An 18,906-nucleotide genomic window follows, 5' to 3' on the forward strand; every position below is an offset into this window, starting at 1 on the left:
CGAAGGGCGCTACGGATTCCGTAGCGCCCTTCGTCGTTCAGAAGTGAGTCGGGCTCACTTGCGGTCGAGCAGCTTGGCGAACGGATTGTTCGCGAACTGCTTCGGCGGCGGGCCCTTCTGCTGCGGGCCTCCACCACCACGCTGCGGGCCGCCGCGCTGCGGGCCGCCGGGCGCGCGCGCGCCGCCGTGCTGGTTGCCCTGGCGCGGGCCCTTGCTCGCTTCGTCGTGCATGCGCGCGCTCAGCGAGATGCGCTTCCGCGCCAGGTCCACCTCGAGCACCTTCACCGTGAGCTTGTCGCCGACCTTCACGACCTCGCTCGGGTCCTTGATGAAGCGGTCGCTCAGCTTGCTCACGTGCACGAGGCCGTCCTGGTGCACGCCGAGATCGACGAACGCGCCGAACGCCGTGACGTTCGTGACCACGCCCTCGAGGATCATGCCCTCCTTGAGGTCCGTGATCTCCATGACGTCGTCGCGGAACTTCGGCGGCTCGAAGCTCGCGCGCGGATCGCGCCCCGGCTTGCCCAGCTCCGCGACGATGTCGCGCAGCGTCGGCTCGCCCACGCCCTCGCCCACGTACTTCTGGATGTCGATCTTCTTCGCGAGATCGGTGTTGCCCACGAGCTCCGCGAGCGACACGCCCATGTCCTTCGCGATGCGCTCGACCAGCGCGTAGCGCTCGGGGTGCACCGCGCTCGAGTCGAGCGGGTTCGCCGCGCCGTGCACCCGGAGGAAGCCCGCGCACTGCTCGAACGCGCGCGGCCCGAGCCCGCTCACCTCGAGGACCTGCTGGCGCGACGTGAACGCGCCCTTCTCCTCGCGGTGCTTCACGATCTTCTTCGCGAGCGAGCCGCCGATGCCCGCGACGTACGCGAGCAGCGACGCGCTCGCGGTGTTGAGCTCCACGCCGACGTGGTTCACGCAGCTCTCGACGACCTCGCCGAGCTTCCGCGCGAGCAGCGGCTGGTGCACGTCGTGCTGGTACTGCCCCACGCCGATCGACTTGGGATCGACCTTCACCAGCTCGGCGAGCGGATCTTGGAGGCGACGCGCGATCGAGATCGCGCCGCGCACCGTGAGGTCGAGCTCGGGGAACTCCTCGCGCGCGACGTCGCTCGCCGAGTAGACGCTCGCGCCCGACTCGCTCACCGGCACGACCACCACGTCCGTGATGCCCGCCTCCTTGAGCGTCTTCTTCACGAACGACTCGGTCTCGCGGCCCGCGGTGCCGTTGCCGATCGCGATCGCGAAGGGCGTGTGGCGCTTCACGAGCGTGAGCAGCACGCGCTTCGCATCCTCCTCGCGCGCCGCGCCCTGCGACGGGTAGATCGTGTCGTTGACCAGGAACTTCCCGGTCGAGTCCACCACCGCGACCTTGCACCCGGTGCGCAGACCGGGGTCGATCCCGATGACGCTCTTGGTCCCGAGCGGCGCGCTGAGCAGCAGGTTGCGCAGGTTGTCCGCGAACACGTCGACGGCGCTGCGATCGCTCTTGAGCTTCAGGTCGACGCGCACGTCGTTCTCGACGCTCGGCGCGAGCAGGCGCTTGAACGCGTCCGCGATCGCCGCGCTCATCTCGCCGCACCACGGCGAGCCGCGATCGACCTTCATCACGTTCTCGAGGCGCGGCACCACGCGCTCGCCGTCGACCTCGATCGACGCGCGGAGGATCCCCTCGCGCTCACCACGACGGATCGCGAGGAAGCGATGCGAAGGGATCTCCGCGATCGGCTCGCGCCACTCGTAGTACTGCTCGAACTTCGTCGGCTCCTTGATCTTGTCGGGCACGCCCTCGCTGACGAGGATGCCTTCCTTCTCGAACGCCTCGCGCGTCAGCGCGCGCACGTCGGCGTGCTCGGCGACGATCTCCGCGACGATGTCGCGCGCGCCGGCGAGCGCTGCCGCGACGTCCGCGACTTCCTTCTCGGCGCTGACGAACGCCTGCGCCTCGACGCGCGGATCACCGTCGGCGCTCTGCGCGAGGATGCGCAGCGCGAGCGGCTCGAGCCCCTTCTCGCGCGCGATCGTCGCGCGCGTGCGGCGCTTCGGCTTGTACGGCAGGTAGAGATCTTCGAGCGCCGCCTTCGTGGTGCACGCGAGGATCTTCTTCTTGAGGTCGTCGGTGAGCTTCCCCTGCTTGCCGATCTCCTCGAGGATCGACGCGCGTCGCTCTTCGAGCTCGAGGATGTAGGCCCGCTTCTCCTGGATGTCGCGGATCTGCACCTCGTCGAGGCCGCCGGTGACTTCCTTGCGGTAGCGCGCGATGAAGGGAACGGTCGCGTTCTCTTCGAGCAGCTTCACCACCGCCGCGACGCCGCGCGGCGGGAGATTCAGCTCCTGCGAGATGAACGGAACGGGATCGAACGCTTGAGGCTTGGTCGACGTCTCGCTCATAGGGAGTCGTCGCTTCTATCCGACGAGATCGACCGCTTCAACGTGCGAGAACGCCCGCCGCGCGATGCATCGCGCCCCACGGATCGCGCGCGCTACGACAAGTGGAATTCGTAGAAGACGTCGGCGTCGCCCTTCGTGAAGCCGCGGATGCGCTTCATGTCGACGCGGCCTCCCCCGACGAGCTCGAGACCGCGCTTGAAGTAGCCGCAGATCGCATACTCGAAGTACGGGTGGTGATACTCGCGCGCGACCTCGCTGATGCGCAGCTCGACGCGGTTGCCGTGCTTCACCGTCTCGGCGCGACCCTTCGTGAAGAAGTTCGCGTAGAGCACGCGCCCCATGCCCGCGAAGGAATCGAGGCTCTTGGTCTCGCGCATGTGCTTGTACGGGCCCTGCGTGAGCGACCACTCGGCGCTCGCCGCGCCCACGCGGAAGTACGACTCGATGTCGCCGCCGTAGAGCTCGGCGACGATCGCGTCGTTGAGCGCGAGGAACGGCTTGATGGGGATGAGCGACGTCGCGAGGATCGGCTCGCGGAAGACCGGCTCCTTCTCCGCGAAGCGCTCGAGGAAGCGCGTGAACTTCTCTTCGCCGAGCTCGTGCACGAGCAACGTCTTGCGCGCGAGGAACGCAGTCCCCTTCACTTCCACGGCGACCTCCCCTTCCCGTGATGGTCCAGCAGGGGACGGTCGAGAAGCAAGCCCGAGATCACCCAGCGTCGCGCGGCGCGCGGCGGCGGCGACGCCCTGCATCGGCGCCTGCGTCCTCGCCGGCGTCGACGCCCGCGTCGTCGATCGGGACCCCACCGTCCTCGCCGGGCGCGAGCGCGGCGGGGCACGCGGTGTCGCCGACGACGTCGCACACCGCGCGCTCGAGCCAGCGATGGAACGTCTGGTTCATCGCCTCGTTCATCTCGTGGCCGACCCCGTCGAACTCGACGAGCTCGATGTCGAACCCGCGCGCGCGGAGGCGATCGACGAGCACGCGCGTGGGCCCGACCGGGATCACGGGATCGACCGTGCCGTGCATCGAGCGGATCGGCGGGAAGCGCAGATCGTCGCGTCGATAGAGCGGCTCGAGCGGCGGCGGGAGCCACGTCGAGAGCGGGAACGCGTGGCCCACCACGTCGTCGTGGTGCAGCGCGAGCGCGTACGTGAGCAGACCGCCCTGCGAGAACCCGCTCACGATCGGCCGCCCGAGCGTCGGACGCTCCGCAGTGAGCGTGCGGATCATCGCGGCGACGCGCGAGCTCACCTGGAAGAGCGACGAGGCGAGGCGATCGACGAGCCCCGAGCCCACGCTCACCGGCAGCCACTCCCATCCCGTGCCGAGGCGATCGCTCGCTTGCGGGACGATCACGCGCACCGGGTGCGAGAGCCCGAGGAACGGACCGCCCGGCAGGCCCGCGTTGCCGCCGCGCCCGTGGAACACGAACACGATCGGCAGCGCGTCGTCGAACGTCGCCGGGCCGAGCACGACCTCGAGGAAGTGGATGTCCTCGTAGGCGCCGCGGCGCACCTGCACGCCTTCGATCGGGCCCTCGGGCAGCACGATCGGAGGCCCGCTGTCGCCGTCTCCCGCGTCCACGCCGGCATCGTAGATCGCCGACTCGGAGATGCGCCGGATCGCGGTCGCGGCGAGGGCCGCCTCGAGATCGCCGGCGGGCGGCGGCCACGCCTCCTCGAGCGTGTGCGTGACCATCGCTTCGGCGCTGCGGTTCGGCTCGTCGCCCTGCGGAGACTGGCAGAACGCGAGGCCGAGCGCGCTCGCGGTGGTCAGCGCGCCGATCGCGAGGGCGGCGCCGGTGCGCGCGTCGAGGTGCGTCGCCACGGCGCGCAGCTTAGTACGCGACGTCGATCGTGCAGGTGTGGCCCGCGCGTTGCGAGCCCGGCTGCACGATGCGGCTCGCGATCGAGCAGCGAGACGGTGCGCTGCACGAGGGATCGCGCGCGGGGGCGCGCCGGCGATTCGGGCTGCGCGGCACCGTGATGTTGTGGTCCGCGCTGTTCGGCGCGGTCGCGATCGCGCTCGCGATCGCGATCGTGGTGGTCACGACGCTGCTCCACGACGTGACGTGGACGATGCTGCGCGACACGCGGAGCCGTGCGCTCGCCGACGAGATGGAGGTGCGGCTCGAGATGCACGACTCGCTCGGTGATCTCGCGGTCGCGAGCGACAACTCCGAGGTCGCGCGCCCGCGCGCCACGCTCGAGCTGCAGATGCGCGCGAACCTCGACGAGGCGCGCACGTTGATCGCGAACGAGCGAGAGCGGCACCTCCTCGACGACATCGAGCACCTCCTCGACGAGGCGCTGTCGCGACGACGCGCCCTCGAGGCCCGCGACGCGCCGCTCGAGGAGGTCGTGCGCGAGATGCGCGCGCCGCTGGTCGCGCTGCACGATCGGCTCGGCGAGCTGCGCCGCATGAACGTCGAGCAGGTGGAGCGCGCGCAGCGCGAGACCGAGCGCGTCGACCGGCTCGCGTCGACCGCGGGGATCGCGGCGGCGGTGCTGATCGCGTCGGGCCTCGCCGCGCTGGTCGCGGGGCTGCACCGGCGCGTGCTGCGCCCGCTCGCGGCGTTGCGGGACGAGATCACACACCCGGCGAGCACGCGAGGCACGATGCCTCTCGAGCAGAGCCCGCGCGAGATCCGCGAGATCTCGACGGCGCTCGGCGAGATGCGCGGAGAGCTCGCGCGCCAGCGCGAGGAGCGGCTCGCGTTCCTCGCCGGCGTCGCGCACGACCTGCGGAACCCGCTCTCCGCGCTGAAGATGGCGATCTCGCTCGCCCGCACCGACGCGAGCGCGCGCGAGCGCACGCTCGCGATGGCGGACCGACAGATCGAGCTCCTGGCGCGCATGATCGGAGACCTCCTCGATGCGACGCGCATCGAAGCCGGGGAGCTCGCCCTGACGCGCGAGCCGATCGATCTGCGCGAGGTCGCGCGCGAGGTCGTCGAGCTGCACGCGCCGACCGCGACGAGCCACACGATCGCGCTGCACGCGCCCGAGCGGCCGGTGACGGTGCGCGCGGACGTGCTGCGCATGCAGCAGGTCGTCGGCAACCTCGTGAGCAACGCGATCAAGTACTCGCCCGAAGGCGGGCCGATCGAGGTGCACGTCGGGCGCGAAGGAGAGCGCGCGTTCGTATCCGTCGTCGATCACGGCATCGGCATCGCGAGCGGGGATCGCGAGAAGCTCTTCACGCCGTTCCGGCGCTCCCGCGGAGCGCGCGCGGTCGCGACGGGCGCGGGCATCGGGCTCTCGGTGGCGCGGCGGATCGTGGAAGCGCACGGCGGGGACATCGCGGTCGACAGCACGGTCGGGCTGGGATCGACGTTCCGGGTGTCGTTGCCGACCGAGAGCGCGACGAGCGCCGGCGGAATTCCGAAATAGCGCGGCGTGGGCTACGGTTGGACGCGCCGAAGTCGGGCACGGGGGGGCCGAGCCGACTTCGGGAGGGAGCGCGCAGTGTCGGTGCTCGACTGGCTTTCGTCGTGGGCGAACGTCCCATTCACCGTCGCGGGCGGCGCGACGTTGCTCTTCGCGCTGGTGCAGGCGAGCGGTGTGCTCGGCCTGCTCGGCAGCGACGACGACGGGGACGCGGATACCGACGCGGACGGCGATGGCGACGCGGACGGGCACGAAGCCGATGCGGGACACGGCTCGGCGCTCGAGGCGCTGCTCGGGCCGCTCGCGATCGGCCGGGTGCCGCTCACGCTGACGGTCGAGTCGGCTGGGCTCGCGTTCGCGATCGCGGGGCTCGTGATCAACTCGGCGTACCTGAGTGACCCCGCGGGCCCGCCGCTCGTCTCGCTCGCGTGGACGCTGCCGAGCGCGCTGCTCGTCGGCTACGGCGCGGCGGCGCTGGTCGCGCGGGTGCTCGCGCCGATCATCGACGATCGCGCGCAGGCCGCGACGTCGCGGCGCGAGCTGGTCGGGACGATCGGCGTCGTCATCTCGTCGCGGGTGAGCGAGGAGTTCGGCGAGGTGCGGCTGCGCGATCGCAGCGGGCACGACGTGCGCGTGGTCTGTCGCGTCGCGCCCGGCACGCGCGAGCTCGCGGAGCGCGACGAGGCCGTCGTCGTCGAGTGCAGCGAGGACGGGACGCTCTTCGTCGCTGCGTTCGACGAGGGCGACCCCGAGCGCCGGCAGCGCGTTCTTTAACGGTCGCTCAACAACGCAACGGTGATTGCGCTCGGGCCGATTCGGGCCCGTTGCGAGGGAGCCGCGCGGTCGTGCGCGGCTCGTGCACGAAAGGGAGAACGGTCATGGGCACGTGGAATCCGGTCACCTTGGGGATCGCGGGGCTCATCGGCTTCGTCGTGTTCGTCGCGACGATGGCGATGGTCATGATGAGCCGCTTCTACCGGCGCTGCGGCGCCGACGAGGCGCTCGTCCGCACCGGCCGCGGCGGCAACAAGGTGGTGATCGGGGGCGGCGTGATGGTCTACCCGATCCTCCACCAGCTGCTGCGCGTGTCGCTGCGCAGCGTGAAGCTGAGCGTCGAGCGCGCGGGCAAGAACGCGCTCGTGACCGCCGACAAGATCAAGGCGAACGTCACGACCGAGCTCTACATCAAGGTCGAGCCGATCCAGGAGGACGTGCTCGCCGCGGCGCGCAGCTTCGGTGAGCGCAACCTCGACGGCGCGAGCATCGCGGATCTGATCGAGGGCAAGCTGACCGACGCGCTGCGCAGCGTCGCGGCGAACCAGACGTTCATGAACCTCCACGGCAAGCGCAAGGAGTTCGCCGAGATGATCCAGGCGACGCTCGCCGAGGAGCTCAAGAAGAACGGCCTGACGCTCGAGAACGTGTCGATCACGTCGCTCGCGATGGTGCCGGTCTCGGAGCTCGACGAGAGCGACGTGTTCGACGCCGAGGGCCTGCGCGCGATCACCGAGAGCGTCCAGACGAACCGCGAGAAGACGAACCAGATCCAGCGCGAGAAGGACAACCAGATCCACGCGCAGAACGTCGCGGCGAAGATGCGCGCGCTCGAGCTCGAGCAGACGCAGAAGCAGGCCGAGGCGGATCAGGCGCGCCGGGTCGCGGAGTACGCCGCGATGCAGACCGCGGAGACCGCGAAGGCGGTGCTGATCCAGGAGCAGGCGCGTGACCTCGCGTCGTACGAGAAGCAGCGCGCGGTCGAGCAGGCGCGCATCGCGCAGGAGCGCGAGGTCGCGATCTCGCTCGCGCAGAAGCAGCGCGCGGAGCGCGAGGCGCAGATCGAAGCGGAGAAGGCGCAGAGCGCCGCGGAGATCGCGAAGCAGCGCGCGATCGAGGCGGCGGAGATCGAGAAGCAGAAGGTCGTGCAGGCCGCCGAGGTCGAGCGTCAGAAGGCGATCGACGCGGCGATGATCGACAAGGAGAAGGTCGTCGGCGCGTCGCTCATCGACAAGGAGAAGGCGATCGAGGTCGCGCGCATCGCGAAGCAGGTCGCGGTGATCCAGAGCGAGGAGGCGGCGGCGCGTGCGGCCGCGGCGCGGGCGACGGCGCGGGCCGAGGAAGAGCAGGCGAAGCAGGCCATCGTGACGGTCGAGGCGACCGCGAAGGCGGAGCGCGAGAAGGCGATCGCGGTGATCGAGGCGGCCGCGCGAGCCGAGGTGGATCGCGCGCTCGCGGAAGGTGAGGCGAAGAAGGCGCGCGAGCTCGCCGAGGCGCAGCTCGCGAGGGCGCGCGGCGCGGCGCAGGCGCTCGAGGCGGAGGCGGTCGCGGAGGCCAACAAGCGACGCGCGGCCGCGCAGGCCGAGGCGGACGCGCAGCGGATCGCGGCGGACGCCGCGGCCGAGGCGTCGTTCAAGGAGGCCGAGGCGATCAAGCAGCTCGCGGAGGCGGAGCGCCTCAAGGGTCTGGCGCTCGCCGAGGCGCGCCGCGCGATGGTCGAGGCGGACAACGCGGTCGGTGACAAGCTCCTGCTGCGCGACGTCGCGGTGAAGGCGCTCGAGGTCGCGCCCGATCTCGCGCGCGAGCTGATGATGCCCGCGCAGAAGATCACCGAGATCAAGGTGCTGCAGACGAACGGCATGTTCGCGGGGAGCGCGGCGAACGGCGAGAGCGGCGCGACGCCCGGCGCGGTCGGGATGATGTCGCCGATCCTCAAGACGATCATGGAGGCCGGCGCGGCGTACCCGCTGATGCGCGAGCTGATGACCTTCGGGAAGGTCGACGGCCAGGTGCTCACCGACAAGGCGCGTGAGGTGATCGCGCAGGTCGCGCCGATGCTCTCGAGCGACGACGCGCAGAAGGCGCTCGCGGAGCGCGCGACGCCCCCGGCGGTCGTGGAGAGCGCAGCGGCCGAAGAGTGAACGAGCGGAGCCCCGGTGCGCGCGAGCGCGCCGGGGCTTCGTGCATCAGGAGCGCGGTCGCGAACGGCGCGCGGCGAGCACGTCGAGGTAGAGCGCCTCGACCTTCGCGCGCGCCCACGGCGTGCGGCGCAGGAACTTGAGGCTCGAGGCGATGCTCGGCTCGTGGGTGAAGCAGCGGATGTCGACCGCACGCCCCATCGCGTCCCACCCGAGCTCGTCGACGAGACGCTCGAGCATCATCGCGAGCGTCACGCCGTGCAGCGGATCGCGGGGTCGTTCCGAGGACGTCATCGTCGCGCGCTGGGGTCCATGACCGACGGCGCGCTCCGGCGCACGTGCGATCGCGAGAAAGGGCACGCAGCGCGTCGCCGCTCGTCTCTCAACGAGTCGGCGCGAACCTCTCGAGCGAAGCGGTCTGCACCGAGAGCACCTCGGCGCTGCCGTCCGCGAGCACCTCGACGTGCGCGCCGATGTTGATCACGCCCGGGACGAGCGGCTCGTACATGTCACCGCCGACCCACGCGCCGCGCAGCGCGCCGTCGCGACCGATGCGGAGCAGCATCCCGTCGTACGCGACGACCCAGAACGCATCCGCCCCCACGCCGACCCCGCCCGCGCTCTGCGTGACGCGCGGATCGAGCGAGACGACCTCCCGCACCGCGAGCGCATCCGCGTCGATCGCGACGAGCTCGCGCACGAAGTCCGAGCCCACGTGGCGCTCGCGCCAGACCCAGAGCGCGTCCGGCGCGAGCGTCGGGTGCTGCACGTTGGCGTACCCGAGCCCGTCGCCGAGCGCGACGACGCCGTCGAGCACACCGTCCGGCGTGAGGCGCACCACGCGCGCGTTGCAGCTGTCCGTGACGAAGAGCGCGTCGTCGCTCGCCGCGATCTGCGACGCGTAGCAGAGCGCGTTGTCGCCGGTGAGCACCACACCGAGGTCGAGCGCGCCGTCCACGCCGAAGCTGCGATCGAGCGCGCCCGTCGCCGCCTCGTAGCGCACCACGAGCGGGCTCGAGAGCGCGTAGACGTACTGCGTGGTCGCCTCGACGTCGTCGAAGCGCCCCGGTCCCGCGTAGGGCTCGAACGTGAGCTCGAGCGCGCCCTGCGAGTCGAGCCGCGCGACGCCGCGGTCGTAGGCGATCACCAGGCGACCGTCGTGGTCGCGATCGACGTCCCACGCGGTGCCGCGATCCGACTCGGGGAGCCGCTGCGAGCCGACGGACGCGATCGCGTCCGCGACGTCGACGGTCAGCGTCGAGGGCGAGCGCACGAACGGACCGGCCGAGACCTCGACCTCGAGCGTGTGCGGGCCCGCCGCGAGCGCGCGCGTCTCGACCACGCGGCGGAACGTGCCCGCCGTCGAGAACGCCGCGAGACCGCGCGCGAGATCGTCGCCCTGCGGCAGCGACTCCCATGCCCCGTCGTCGATGCGCACGCGCACCGCGTCGACCGGGAACGCGCTGCGCGCGTGGCCCATCAGCACGAGCACGCCGTCGATCGCGTAGCCCGGCGCGTTCACGAACGACGCGCTCACCGCGGGCGCGAGCTGGTGGCGATGGTCGGCGCCCCCGTTGTTGTCCCACGCGCTCTGTCCGTCGTGCTCGACGCGCACCGCGAAGGCCACTTCCTCGGTGCGCGCGGGATCGATGTCGAGCGGGATCGAGAACGCGTGCTCACCCTCGCTCGCCGTGGCCTCCGCCTCGTCCCACGTGGCCCATCCGTCGAGCGTGTAACGCACGAAGATCCGGCGCGGGCGCGCGGTGCGCAGCGAGCGAACCGTGCCCTCGAGCGACGCGACCGAGCCGTCCCACGCGATGCGCGACGAGAGCAGGCGCACCGGGCTCGCAGGCGTGACCCCGCGATACACGAAGTGATTGCGGAACGGCGACCAGCTCGTCGTGCCGTTCATCGTGACGAACGCCGCGAATTCGACCTCGGGCTCGTGGCCCCAGCCGCGGTTCGCGAAGTCGCGCACGTCCACGCCCCAGCGCTCGCGCCCGTCGGGCAGCGTGCCCTCGCAGACCGCGGTCGCGCGCTGCGACGTGATCCAGCCGTTCGTCGTCCAGAGGATCCCGACGTCCTTCGTGTACGCGTCGTTGCGCACCGCGAGGTCCACCCAGAAGCTCTCACGGCTGATGCCGTGATAGACGTACTGGCTCCAATGGCCGGTCTCGAGGACGTAGACCGCGCTCGCGCGTTGCTCGTCGTCCGCGATCGCCGCCGCCTCGAGCGAAGCGTCCTCGATCCCCTCGCCCAGGCACGCGCTCAGCGCGAGCGCGAGACAACACGACACCCATCGCGCGGCCGACGACCGCGCACGTTGCTTCGACATTTTCTTGTCCTCCCCGGCTCCCCCGGCGCAGTGACGCGCGCCTGAGTTACGCGTTGCCGAGGACGGCGTCAAGCGCGCGCCACGCGCTCAATCCGCGGGAAACGCGAAGGCCACGTCGTGGACCTCGCCGAGCTCGGGCTCCGTCGCGTGCACCCTGGCCACCACTTCGCCGTCCCGCGAGACGAGCGTCGCGCGCGCCTCGTCGCCCATCGCGGCCCAGGTGTCGATCAGCCAGTGCGCGCCGTCGTGCGACCAGCCGACTACCGCGCCGCGCACGCCGTCGAGCTCGGGGAGCGAGCGCGTCGCCGCGGGCGCGCGGAGATCGAGCGAGGACCAGCGCGCGGACGCCGAGCAGCCTCGCACGAGGAGCGCACCGTCCGGGCTGGCGCCCACGAACGCGACGCCGCCCTCCTCGGAGCAGGCGCCCGGCAGCGGCGGCGACGTCTGCGTCGTCGTGACGAGGAAGGTGCTGCCGCGATCGAACACGAGCGCCGCTCCGTCGCGCCGGAGCAAGAGACCGAACCGGAGCGGCCCTTCGACGTCGACCGACTCGAGCACGCGACGCTCGCGCCCCGCGGCATCGATCACGAGCAGCTCGTGCGGTGCGTCGCCGTCGCCGAGCGCGAGCTGCGTGGACGGAGAGAGCGCCCACGAGCGTGCGCGCAGCGGGTGGACCGAGCCGTCGATCCGTCGCAGCTCGCTGCGCACGGCCGCGTCGACCGCGTCGGAGCCCGGGCAGCTCCGCCACGTGACCTGGACGTCGCACGGGGCGCCGACGGGATAGCTCGCCTTGGCGCAGCCCGTCGCGACCTCGCGCGCTTCGAACGACTCGAGGCTGACCTCCCACACCGCGCCGCCGACGATCCGCGCCTCGCCTCCGGGCGCGCCATCGGCGTAGCGAGAGCAGCCGTAGAGGAGCGCGCGGCCATCGGCCCTGCCTTGGATCACGAAGCCGTTCGCGACACCCGGACCGTCGCGGCCGCAGGTCGCGACCGCGTCGGGCGGGAGCAGCGATGCGAGCGGGCGCACGACGCCGGTCTCGAGCTCGACGAGCTCGGCGCTGCCGGCGTCCAAGCCGACGACGGCGTGCGCACCGCCCGGGAGCGCCTGGAGGAACGGCATGGGCGAGAAGAGCTCGCGCGTGATCGTGCGGTAGGTGCCGTCGGGCTCGCGCCGCGAGAGCGTGAGCGGGCCGATCTCGGGATCGTGCAGCACGAGCAGCGTGCGACCGTCGCCGTTCGTCGGCGCGGGGCAGAGCGGCGAGCGGATCGACGCGTCGACGTCGATCGGGAGGTCGGTCGCGGCGCGCTCGTGGGACGTGTAGCAGCCCGCGAGCACGAGCAACGCGGTGACGGAAGCGCTGGACGCAGCACGCGAGCCGGTGTGAGTCGGCCCCCGCGCGGGGGCAAATCGCGGTCAGCCCTCGGGGAAGTGCTCGTAGAACACGCAGCGCGCGCCGCTCGGCGCGCCGGCGAGAGCGCCGGTCGCGAGCTCGATGCCCAGCGGTGAGCGCGCGACGTCCCAGAAGTCCACGCGCCACACGCCGGGCGGTGCGCCCGCGGGCAGGCACACGCTCGCGGCGTCGCCGGTGACGACCCGCGCCCAGCGCAGCGCGCCGTCGGGACGTAGCGCGATCACGACGGTGTCGTCGCCGTCGTGCAGATCGGTGATCGCGACCGGGACGAGCCCGGGCTCGCTCGCGCGCGGCGCCGCGCCAAGCACGGCGCGCCCTCGACGGCGAGACAGCACGATCAGCAGCGTCTCCGCGTCACCCGCGCAGCGCACGATGTCCCACGCGCCGCGCGGCACGACGGTGCGCGGCTCGCCGCCGGGCGCGCGGCGACGGATCGCGCCATCTCGCGCGATCCACACGACGTCGTGATCGGTGCGGCACCACGCGCGCGCGTCGATCGGCTCGCGGCGCGTCCCGCTCACGCGATCGAGCAGGTCGTTGCCGATCTGGATCTCGGTCGCGCCGAACGCGCCGAGCTCGTTGCCGTGGGGATCGTCGTACGACGCGTAGTGCACGTCGGGGTGGGTCCAGCGCGTCGCGCCGGTGGTGCGGTCGAGCGCGCGGATCGCGGTGCTGAACGACGACTCGTCGCGCTCGGTGAGCAGCACGAGATCGCCGAGATCGCGCGCCCGCACCAGCGATCCGCGCGATGGCGTGTCGAAGAGACGCAGCCCGTTGTCGACCATGAGCACCACGAGCGAGTCGTCGCCGTCGGGCACCACGATGATCTCGCCGTCGCGCGCGAAGAGCCCGATCTCGTGGTGCGACGAGTGGACGGTGATGCTCCACAAGCTCGCGCCGCGCGGGTCGCGCACCTCGAGCTCGGCCGAGGGCTCCCACCACAGCCAGCCGGTGCGCAGCCGATGCGCGACCAGCACGTGCGCCTCGTCGAGCGCGTACGTGCCGTAGGTGCCGACGACGCGGTCGATCTGGTAGAGCCACACGTACGCGCAGATCCCCGCCGTCAGCGCGACGACGATCGCGCCGAGCACGATCCCGCACCCTCGCCTCGCCCCGCCCATCACGCGAGGATGCGCGGCGTCTCAGGGCGCGTCGACGCCGTAGCTCGCGGAGTCGCGCATCCGGCACGCGCGCTCCTGACACGACCACTCGCTGCGGAAGCCGCAGCCGGTCGCGGTCCACTGGCCCTCGACGTCGCTCTCGCGCACCTGGACCCAGCGCTCCTGGCACCCGAACTCCTGGGCGTGCTGGACGCGGATGCGGCTCGCGTACGGCGAGGTGCACATCCCCGCGAAGGCGAACGCGAGCAGAACCATGCGAGACGTCACCGGGCTGCGCTCTCCGCCTGCAGGTACTGCCAGTACCACCCGAGCACGCGCTGCACGTAGCGCTGGGTCTCGTCGTAGGGCGGCACGCCGCGGTAGCGCTGCACCGCGCCCGGGCCCGCGTTGTACGCGGCGATGGTGAGGATGAGATCGCCCGAGAAGTCGTTGGCGAGGATGCGCAGGTAGCGCGCGCCGCCGAGGATGTTCTGGCGGGGGTCGAACGCGTCGCGCACGCCCATGCCGGCGGCGGTGCCGGGCATGAGCTGCATGAGCCCCTGCGCGCCCACGCGCGAGACGACGCCCACGTTGTAGTCGCTCTCGACGCGGATGACCGCGCGGATAAACGCCTCGGGCAGGCGATAGAGCGCGGCGGCCTCGCGGATGAACGCGTCGTAGCGGTGGTAGCGCTCGGGGGACGTGTCGCGCGGGCCGATCGACGCGCGCGGCGCATCGTCGGGGCGCGGCTCGCGCGCGCGGATCGCGACGCGCACGCCGCGCCGACGTCGCGGCGGCGTGTTCGTGAAGTGGATGACCCCGTTCTCGTCGGTGTACGTGTAGATGTCGGCGCGCGCGGGCGACGGCGCGGCGACGGGCACGACGGTGATCGCGAGGATCAGCGCGACGGCAGCGAGGATCGAGCGGCGGATCATCGTGAGCGACTGGATCGAGCGTATCCGGCGACGCGCGACCAGGCCAGAGAACGGCGCGCGTGACGAAAGCTATTCCTGGGCCCGCTCAGTCGAACGAATACCCGAGGAACAGAACCTTCGCTGGACGTTCCCCCTCGAAGGCGATCACGTAGAGCGCCATCCCTCGCACCACCGGCTCCAGGAGTCGGCTGATCGAGGCCACTACCTGCTCCGCGGTCGGTCGCGTGGTCCCTAGGATGCTGCGGAGCTCTTCGAGATCGAACGGAGCGGCCTCGCAGAAGTCGGGCTCGTCGGAGATCCGCACGATGTCGAGGATCGAGCGTGTGCCGTCCGCGTCCGACGCCTTCAACGCGGCCTTGATCGAGTCGTGCTTCTTCCCGGGTGTCGCATTCCGATCCTCCATCGGGAACGGCATCACGGGGTTGTAGCGACCGGCTTCGAACTCGCGCTCACGAAGCTTGTCGAGCGCCGACTGTAGCGGCTCCTCGTAGTCAACGACGTACCAGTACGGATTTCCGCCCATCGGCGCGACGGTGCGCCGAGCGGACCCGCAGCGCAACGGCAGCGGGCGAAGTTGCACGCGACCTTGGCGGGCCTCGGCCCTAGGGTAGGCTGCAACCCCCATGCGAATCTCGTGTGACTTCCTCGTGCTCGGCAGCGGTGTCGCCGGGCTCACGTTCGCGCTCGAGGCGGCCAAGCACGGCCAGGTGATCGTCGTCACGAAACGCTCGCTCTCCGACTCGAACACGAACTGGGCGCAGGGCGGCATCGCCGCGGTGATGGACCCCGCGCACGACAGCTTCGAGGCGCACGCGGGCGACACGCTCCGGGTGGGCTACGGGCTCAGCAAGCCCGAGGTCGTCGAGATGGTCGTGCGCGACGGGCCGGCGCGCATCCGCGAGCTCATCGCGCTCGGCGCGCAGTTCGACGCGGCGGTGGGCTACTCGGGCTCGGTCGACGAAACCGGCGCGATGCCGCTCGATCTCACGCGCGAGGGCGGGCACACCGCGCGCCGCGTGGTGCACGCGGGCGACGTGACCGGGCGCGAGGTGCAGCGCGCGCTCGTCGAAGCGGTGCGCGCCAACCCGAGCATCCGCGTGCTCGAGAGCCACATGGCGATCGACCTGATCGATCTCTCGAAGCACGGCGGGCCGCACCTCGTCGCGGGCGCGTACGTGCTCGATCACGTCGCGGGCGCGGTGCACACGATCGCGGCGCGCGCGACCGTGCTCGCGACCGGCGGCGCGGGGAAGGTCTACCTCTACACGTCGAACCCCGACGTCGCGACCGGCGACGGGGTCGCGATGGCGTATCGCGCGGGCGCGCTGGTCTCGAACATGGAGTTCTTCCAGTTCCACCCGACCTGCCTGTTCCACCCCGCGGCGAAGTCGTTCCTCATCAGCGAGGCGCTGCGCGGCGAGGGCGGCATCCTTCGTCTCGCCAACGGCGACGCGTTCATGGCGCGTCACCACGACATGAAGGACCTCGCGCCACGCGACGTGGTCGCGCGCGCGATCGACTTCGAGATGAAGCGCACCGGCGCCGAGCACGTGATGCTCGACATGACGCACAAGAACGCGTCGTACCTGCGCGAGCGCTTCCCGAACATCTACGAGGAGTGCCTCAAGTTCGGCATCGACATGGCGGTGCAGCCGATCCCGGTGGTGCCCGCGGCCCACTACATGTGCGGCGGCGTCGTGGTCGATCTCGAGGGACGCTCGACCGTGCCCGGGCTCTGGGCGATCGGCGAGGTCACGTGCTCGGGGCTCCACGGCGCGAACCGGCTCGCGTCGAACTCGCTGCTCGAAGGGCTCGTGTACGGGCATCGCGCGGCGCGCGCGCTCGCGGGGGCGCGCAGCGAGACGCGGTTCCCCGACGTGCCCGAGTGGGACGTGGGCGAAGCCGCGCCGAGCGACGAAGCGGTCGTGGTCACGCAGAACTGGGACGAGCTGCGGCGCTTCATGTGGAACTACGTCGGGATCGTGCGCAGCGATCGCCGGCTGCGACGCGCCGCGCGGCGCATCGCGCTCCTGAAGGACGAGATCCGCGAGTACTACTGGGAGCACCTCGTCACGCTCGATCTGCTCGAGCTGCGGAACATCGCGGACGTCGCGGAGATGATCGTGTCGTGCGCGAGCGTGCGCCGCGAGAGCCGCGGGCTGCACTTCAACATCGATCACCCGCAGACCGATCCGGCGCAGGCGCACGACACGCGCATCGTGAAGGGCGAGCCCGGGCACCTCGCGGCGCGCTGAAGCTCCACCGGTGGAACTCGGAAGCTCCACCGGTGGGGCTCGGACGCTCAGCGCTCGCGGCGCGGGTCGTTGCCGTGCGAGCTCGCGTCGATCTCGGTGACGCCGCCGCGGGCGCGGCGGGGGCGCATGCCGCTCTTGGTCGCGGGGCGCGCCGGGCGCGCCGGCGGCGCGTCGGGCACGGTGTCCCGCACGCGGCCGTGGGTCGTGGTGCCGCCCTCGACGGGGCGGATCGGCGTGCGGTGATGCGGGTCGCGATCGCGCGAGGGATCTCGCGTCGGCGTACGTCGCGGCTGGGGCATCGGGGGCGCTCAACCTTCCTCGCGTCGCGGATCGCGGCGCGCGCTTGTCTCGACGAGCTCTTCGGCGACCGGGTCCCGCTTGCGACGCGCGCGACGCATGCCGCTCTCTCGCTTGCGCTCGGCGGGCGCCGGAGCGCTGCCCTGCGCGGGGATCTCGGGCTCGGTCGTGCGCTCCTGCCGCTTCTTCCTGCGATCGCTCGGGCCCGACATGACGCGCTTTCCGGGTCGTCAGGATCCACGAGGGGGCGCGCAGGGTCCGTCGGGATCATCCCCGACAGGGCTGCGCTGCGCCTCGGCCCTGGACGTCGCGCGGTCTACGCTGGGGTTGTCGTCGTGTTCCTCGGTCCCATGAGACGAGCGCCCGTGAACGAGATCGTCGGAGCCCCGCAGGACGAGCGCGAGCGCCTCGCAGCGCTGATCGCGCTCGATGTGCTCGACACGCCGCCCGAGCCGACGTTCGACGACCTCGCGCGCCTCGCGGCGCAGCTGTGTGGAACGCCGATGGCGCTGGTCACCCTGGTCGACGCGCGGCGACAGTGGTTCAAGGCGCGTGTCGGGGTGACGCTGAGAGAGACGCCGCGCGAGATCGCGTTCTGTGCGCACGCCGTCGCGGCGGACTCGGCGATGCTCGTGGTGCGCGACGCGACGTGCGACGAGCGCTTCTGTGACAACCCGCTCGTCCGCGGCGAGCCCTTCATCCGCTTCTACGCGGGCGTTCCGCTCGAGCTCGCGAGCGGAGCGCGCGTCGGGACGCTCTGCGTGCTCGATCGCGTGCCGCGCGAGCTCGGCGCGTCGCAGCTCGATGCGCTCTCGATCCTCGCGCGGCGCGCGGCGTCGGAGCTCGAGCTGCGCAAGGCGCTCGGCGCGCGCGAGCACGCGGAGTCGGGCGAGCAGGAGCTCGCGGGACAGCGGCTCGGCGGGCGATATCGCATCGACGAGGTGCTCGGCCAGGGCGCGATGGGCATCGTCGTCGCGGCCCACGATCTCGAAGCGCGCGAGGACGTCGCGATCAAGTTCCTGATGCCGACGCTCGGCGCCGATCGCGAGGCGCGCGATCGCTTCGTGGGCGAGGCGCGCGCGCTGATGCGCATCGAGAGCGAGCACGTGTCGAAGGTGCGCGACGTCGGCAACCTGGCGAGCGGCGCGCCGTACATCGTGATGGAGCGGCTGATCGGGCGGGACGTCGCGACACTCCTACGCGAGTCGAGAGAGCCCTTGGGCGTGCGCCAGGCGGCGAGCATCGTGCTGCAGGCGTGCGAGGGGATCGACGCCGCGCACGCGCTCGGCATCCTCCATCGCGACATCAAGCCCGCGAACTTGTTCTGCGCGGAGCAGCCCGACGGATCGTCGCACGTGAAGGTGCTCGACTTCGGGATCGCGCGCGTGGAGCGCGCGGCGAGCGCCACCGCGGCGACGACGACCGGCGCGCTCGTCGGCACGCCGAGCTACATGGCGCCCGAGCAGCTCGAGGACGCGTCGCGCGTGGACGCGCGTAGCGAGGTGTGGTCGCTCGGGGTCGTGCTCTACGAGCTGCTCACCGGCGCGAAGCCGTACGGCGGGCGCACGGCGACCCAGGTCTACGCGGCGATCCTGGTGGGCTCGCTGAAGCCGCCACGGGCGCGACGCCCCGAGATCCCCGACGCGCTCGAGCGCGTGATCCTGCGCGCTCTCGAGAAGAGCCCGGACGCGCGCTTTTCGTCGGTGCGAGAGCTCGCGCGCGAGCTGGCGACGTTCGCCGAGGACGCACCGCCCGCCAAGACGACGCAGTCGCTGCCGGTGATGCGCGATCGACGCGCGCAGTGGATCACGATCGCGGTGCTGATCGCGATCGTGGTGCTCGCGGCGATCGTCGCGCTGCGCGGATGAAGGA

The 18,906-nt window shown here is 71.7% G+C and carries 17 protein-coding genes; 5 read left to right on the forward strand and 12 right to left on the reverse strand.

Annotated features, from left to right (window positions below):
• Positions 1–54: 54 nt before the first annotated feature.
• The 3 genes from DB32_RS41725 to DB32_RS41735 form a co-directional block, all read right to left on the reverse strand.
• Positions 55–2,394 (reverse strand): Tex family protein, encoded by a 2,340-nt coding sequence (locus DB32_RS41725; protein ID WP_053238241.1) that lies wholly within the window; start codon positions 2,392–2,394, stop codon positions 55–57.
• A 92-nt stretch (positions 2,395–2,486) separates the two neighbouring features.
• Positions 2,487–3,044: a hypothetical protein gene (locus DB32_RS41730; protein WP_157070329.1), complete on the reverse strand. Its 558-nt coding sequence runs from the start codon at positions 3,042–3,044 to the stop codon at positions 2,487–2,489.
• Between the two features lie 58 nt (positions 3,045–3,102).
• On the reverse strand, positions 3,103–4,224 hold the full coding sequence (locus DB32_RS41735; protein WP_053238243.1) for an alpha/beta hydrolase: 1,122 nt from the start codon (positions 4,222–4,224) through the stop codon (positions 3,103–3,105).
• A 68-nt stretch (positions 4,225–4,292) separates the two neighbouring features.
• Between DB32_RS41735 and DB32_RS41740 the strand changes: the two genes are divergently transcribed.
• The 3 genes from DB32_RS41740 to DB32_RS41750 all read left to right on the forward strand — a co-directional run bounded on the left by DB32_RS41740 (position 4,293) and on the right by DB32_RS41750 (position 8,701).
• Positions 4,293–5,789 carry a sensor histidine kinase gene (locus DB32_RS41740; RefSeq protein WP_169791725.1) on the forward strand — a complete coding sequence of 499 codons (1,497 nt, stop codon included), beginning with the start codon at positions 4,293–4,295 and terminating at the stop codon, positions 5,787–5,789.
• A 75-nt stretch (positions 5,790–5,864) separates the two neighbouring features.
• Positions 5,865–6,560 carry an OB-fold-containig protein gene (locus DB32_RS41745; protein WP_053238245.1) on the forward strand — a complete coding sequence of 232 codons (696 nt, stop codon included), beginning with the start codon at positions 5,865–5,867 and terminating at the stop codon, positions 6,558–6,560.
• On the forward strand, positions 6,485–8,701 hold the full coding sequence (locus tag DB32_RS41750) for a flotillin domain-containing protein (protein ID WP_157070330.1): 2,217 nt from the start codon (positions 6,485–6,487) through the stop codon (positions 8,699–8,701). The genes DB32_RS41745 and DB32_RS41750 overlap by 76 nt, the downstream gene beginning before the upstream one ends.
• Positions 8,702–8,746: 45 nt before the next feature.
• On the opposite strand, the gene DB32_RS41755 is transcribed toward DB32_RS41750, so the two are convergent.
• The 7 genes from DB32_RS41755 to DB32_RS41785 form a co-directional block, all read right to left on the reverse strand.
• Positions 8,747–8,992 carry a VF530 family protein gene (locus DB32_RS41755; RefSeq protein WP_053239140.1) on the reverse strand — a complete coding sequence of 82 codons (246 nt, stop codon included), beginning with the start codon at positions 8,990–8,992 and terminating at the stop codon, positions 8,747–8,749.
• Positions 8,993–9,080: 88 nt separating this feature from the next.
• On the reverse strand, positions 9,081–11,033 hold the full coding sequence (locus DB32_RS41760; protein WP_083458395.1) for a carbohydrate-binding protein: 1,953 nt from the start codon (positions 11,031–11,033) through the stop codon (positions 9,081–9,083).
• 87 nt (positions 11,034–11,120) lie between these two features.
• Complete coding sequence (locus DB32_RS41765; RefSeq protein WP_053238248.1) at positions 11,121–12,377, reverse strand: hypothetical protein; 1,257 nt, start codon at positions 12,375–12,377, stop codon at positions 11,121–11,123.
• A gap of 72 nt (positions 12,378–12,449) precedes the next feature.
• Positions 12,450–13,568 carry a hypothetical protein gene (locus DB32_RS41770; protein WP_053238249.1) on the reverse strand — a complete coding sequence of 373 codons (1,119 nt, stop codon included), beginning with the start codon at positions 13,566–13,568 and terminating at the stop codon, positions 12,450–12,452.
• Positions 13,569–13,589: 21 nt separating this feature from the next.
• Positions 13,590–13,835 (reverse strand): hypothetical protein, encoded by a 246-nt coding sequence (locus tag DB32_RS41775; protein ID WP_169791726.1) that lies wholly within the window; start codon positions 13,833–13,835, stop codon positions 13,590–13,592.
• Positions 13,832–14,482, reverse strand: a complete 651-nt coding sequence (locus DB32_RS41780) for a lytic transglycosylase domain-containing protein (protein WP_053238251.1) — start codon at positions 14,480–14,482, stop codon at positions 13,832–13,834. The genes DB32_RS41775 and DB32_RS41780 overlap by 4 nt, the downstream gene beginning before the upstream one ends.
• An 85-nt stretch (positions 14,483–14,567) precedes the next feature.
• On the reverse strand, positions 14,568–15,062 hold the full coding sequence (locus tag DB32_RS41785) for a hypothetical protein (protein ID WP_157070331.1): 495 nt from the start codon (positions 15,060–15,062) through the stop codon (positions 14,568–14,570).
• A 43-nt stretch (positions 15,063–15,105) separates the two neighbouring features.
• On the opposite strand from DB32_RS41785, the gene nadB reads away from it, so the two are divergent.
• Complete coding sequence (nadB, locus tag DB32_RS41790) at positions 15,106–16,737, forward strand: L-aspartate oxidase (RefSeq protein ID WP_053238253.1); 1,632 nt, start codon at positions 15,106–15,108, stop codon at positions 16,735–16,737.
• Positions 16,738–16,784: 47 nt separating this feature from the next.
• On the opposite strand, the gene DB32_RS41795 is transcribed toward nadB, so the two are convergent.
• Both DB32_RS41795 and DB32_RS41800 read right to left on the reverse strand, forming a co-directional pair.
• Positions 16,785–17,036 carry a hypothetical protein gene (locus tag DB32_RS41795; protein ID WP_053238254.1) on the reverse strand — a complete coding sequence of 84 codons (252 nt, stop codon included), beginning with the start codon at positions 17,034–17,036 and terminating at the stop codon, positions 16,785–16,787.
• A 9-nt stretch (positions 17,037–17,045) separates the two neighbouring features.
• On the reverse strand, positions 17,046–17,246 hold the full coding sequence (locus DB32_RS41800; RefSeq protein ID WP_053238255.1) for a hypothetical protein: 201 nt from the start codon (positions 17,244–17,246) through the stop codon (positions 17,046–17,048).
• 153 nt (positions 17,247–17,399) lie between these two features.
• Between DB32_RS41800 and DB32_RS41805 the strand changes: the two genes are divergently transcribed.
• On the forward strand, positions 17,400–18,902 hold the full coding sequence (locus DB32_RS41805; protein WP_053238256.1) for a protein kinase domain-containing protein: 1,503 nt from the start codon (positions 17,400–17,402) through the stop codon (positions 18,900–18,902).
• The last annotated feature ends 4 nt before the right edge of the window (positions 18,903–18,906 follow it).

It is taken from the genome of Sandaracinus amylolyticus (assembly GCF_000737325.1).
In the GTDB taxonomy this organism is placed as follows: Bacteria; Myxococcota_A; Polyangia; order Polyangiales; family Sandaracinaceae; genus Sandaracinus; species Sandaracinus amylolyticus.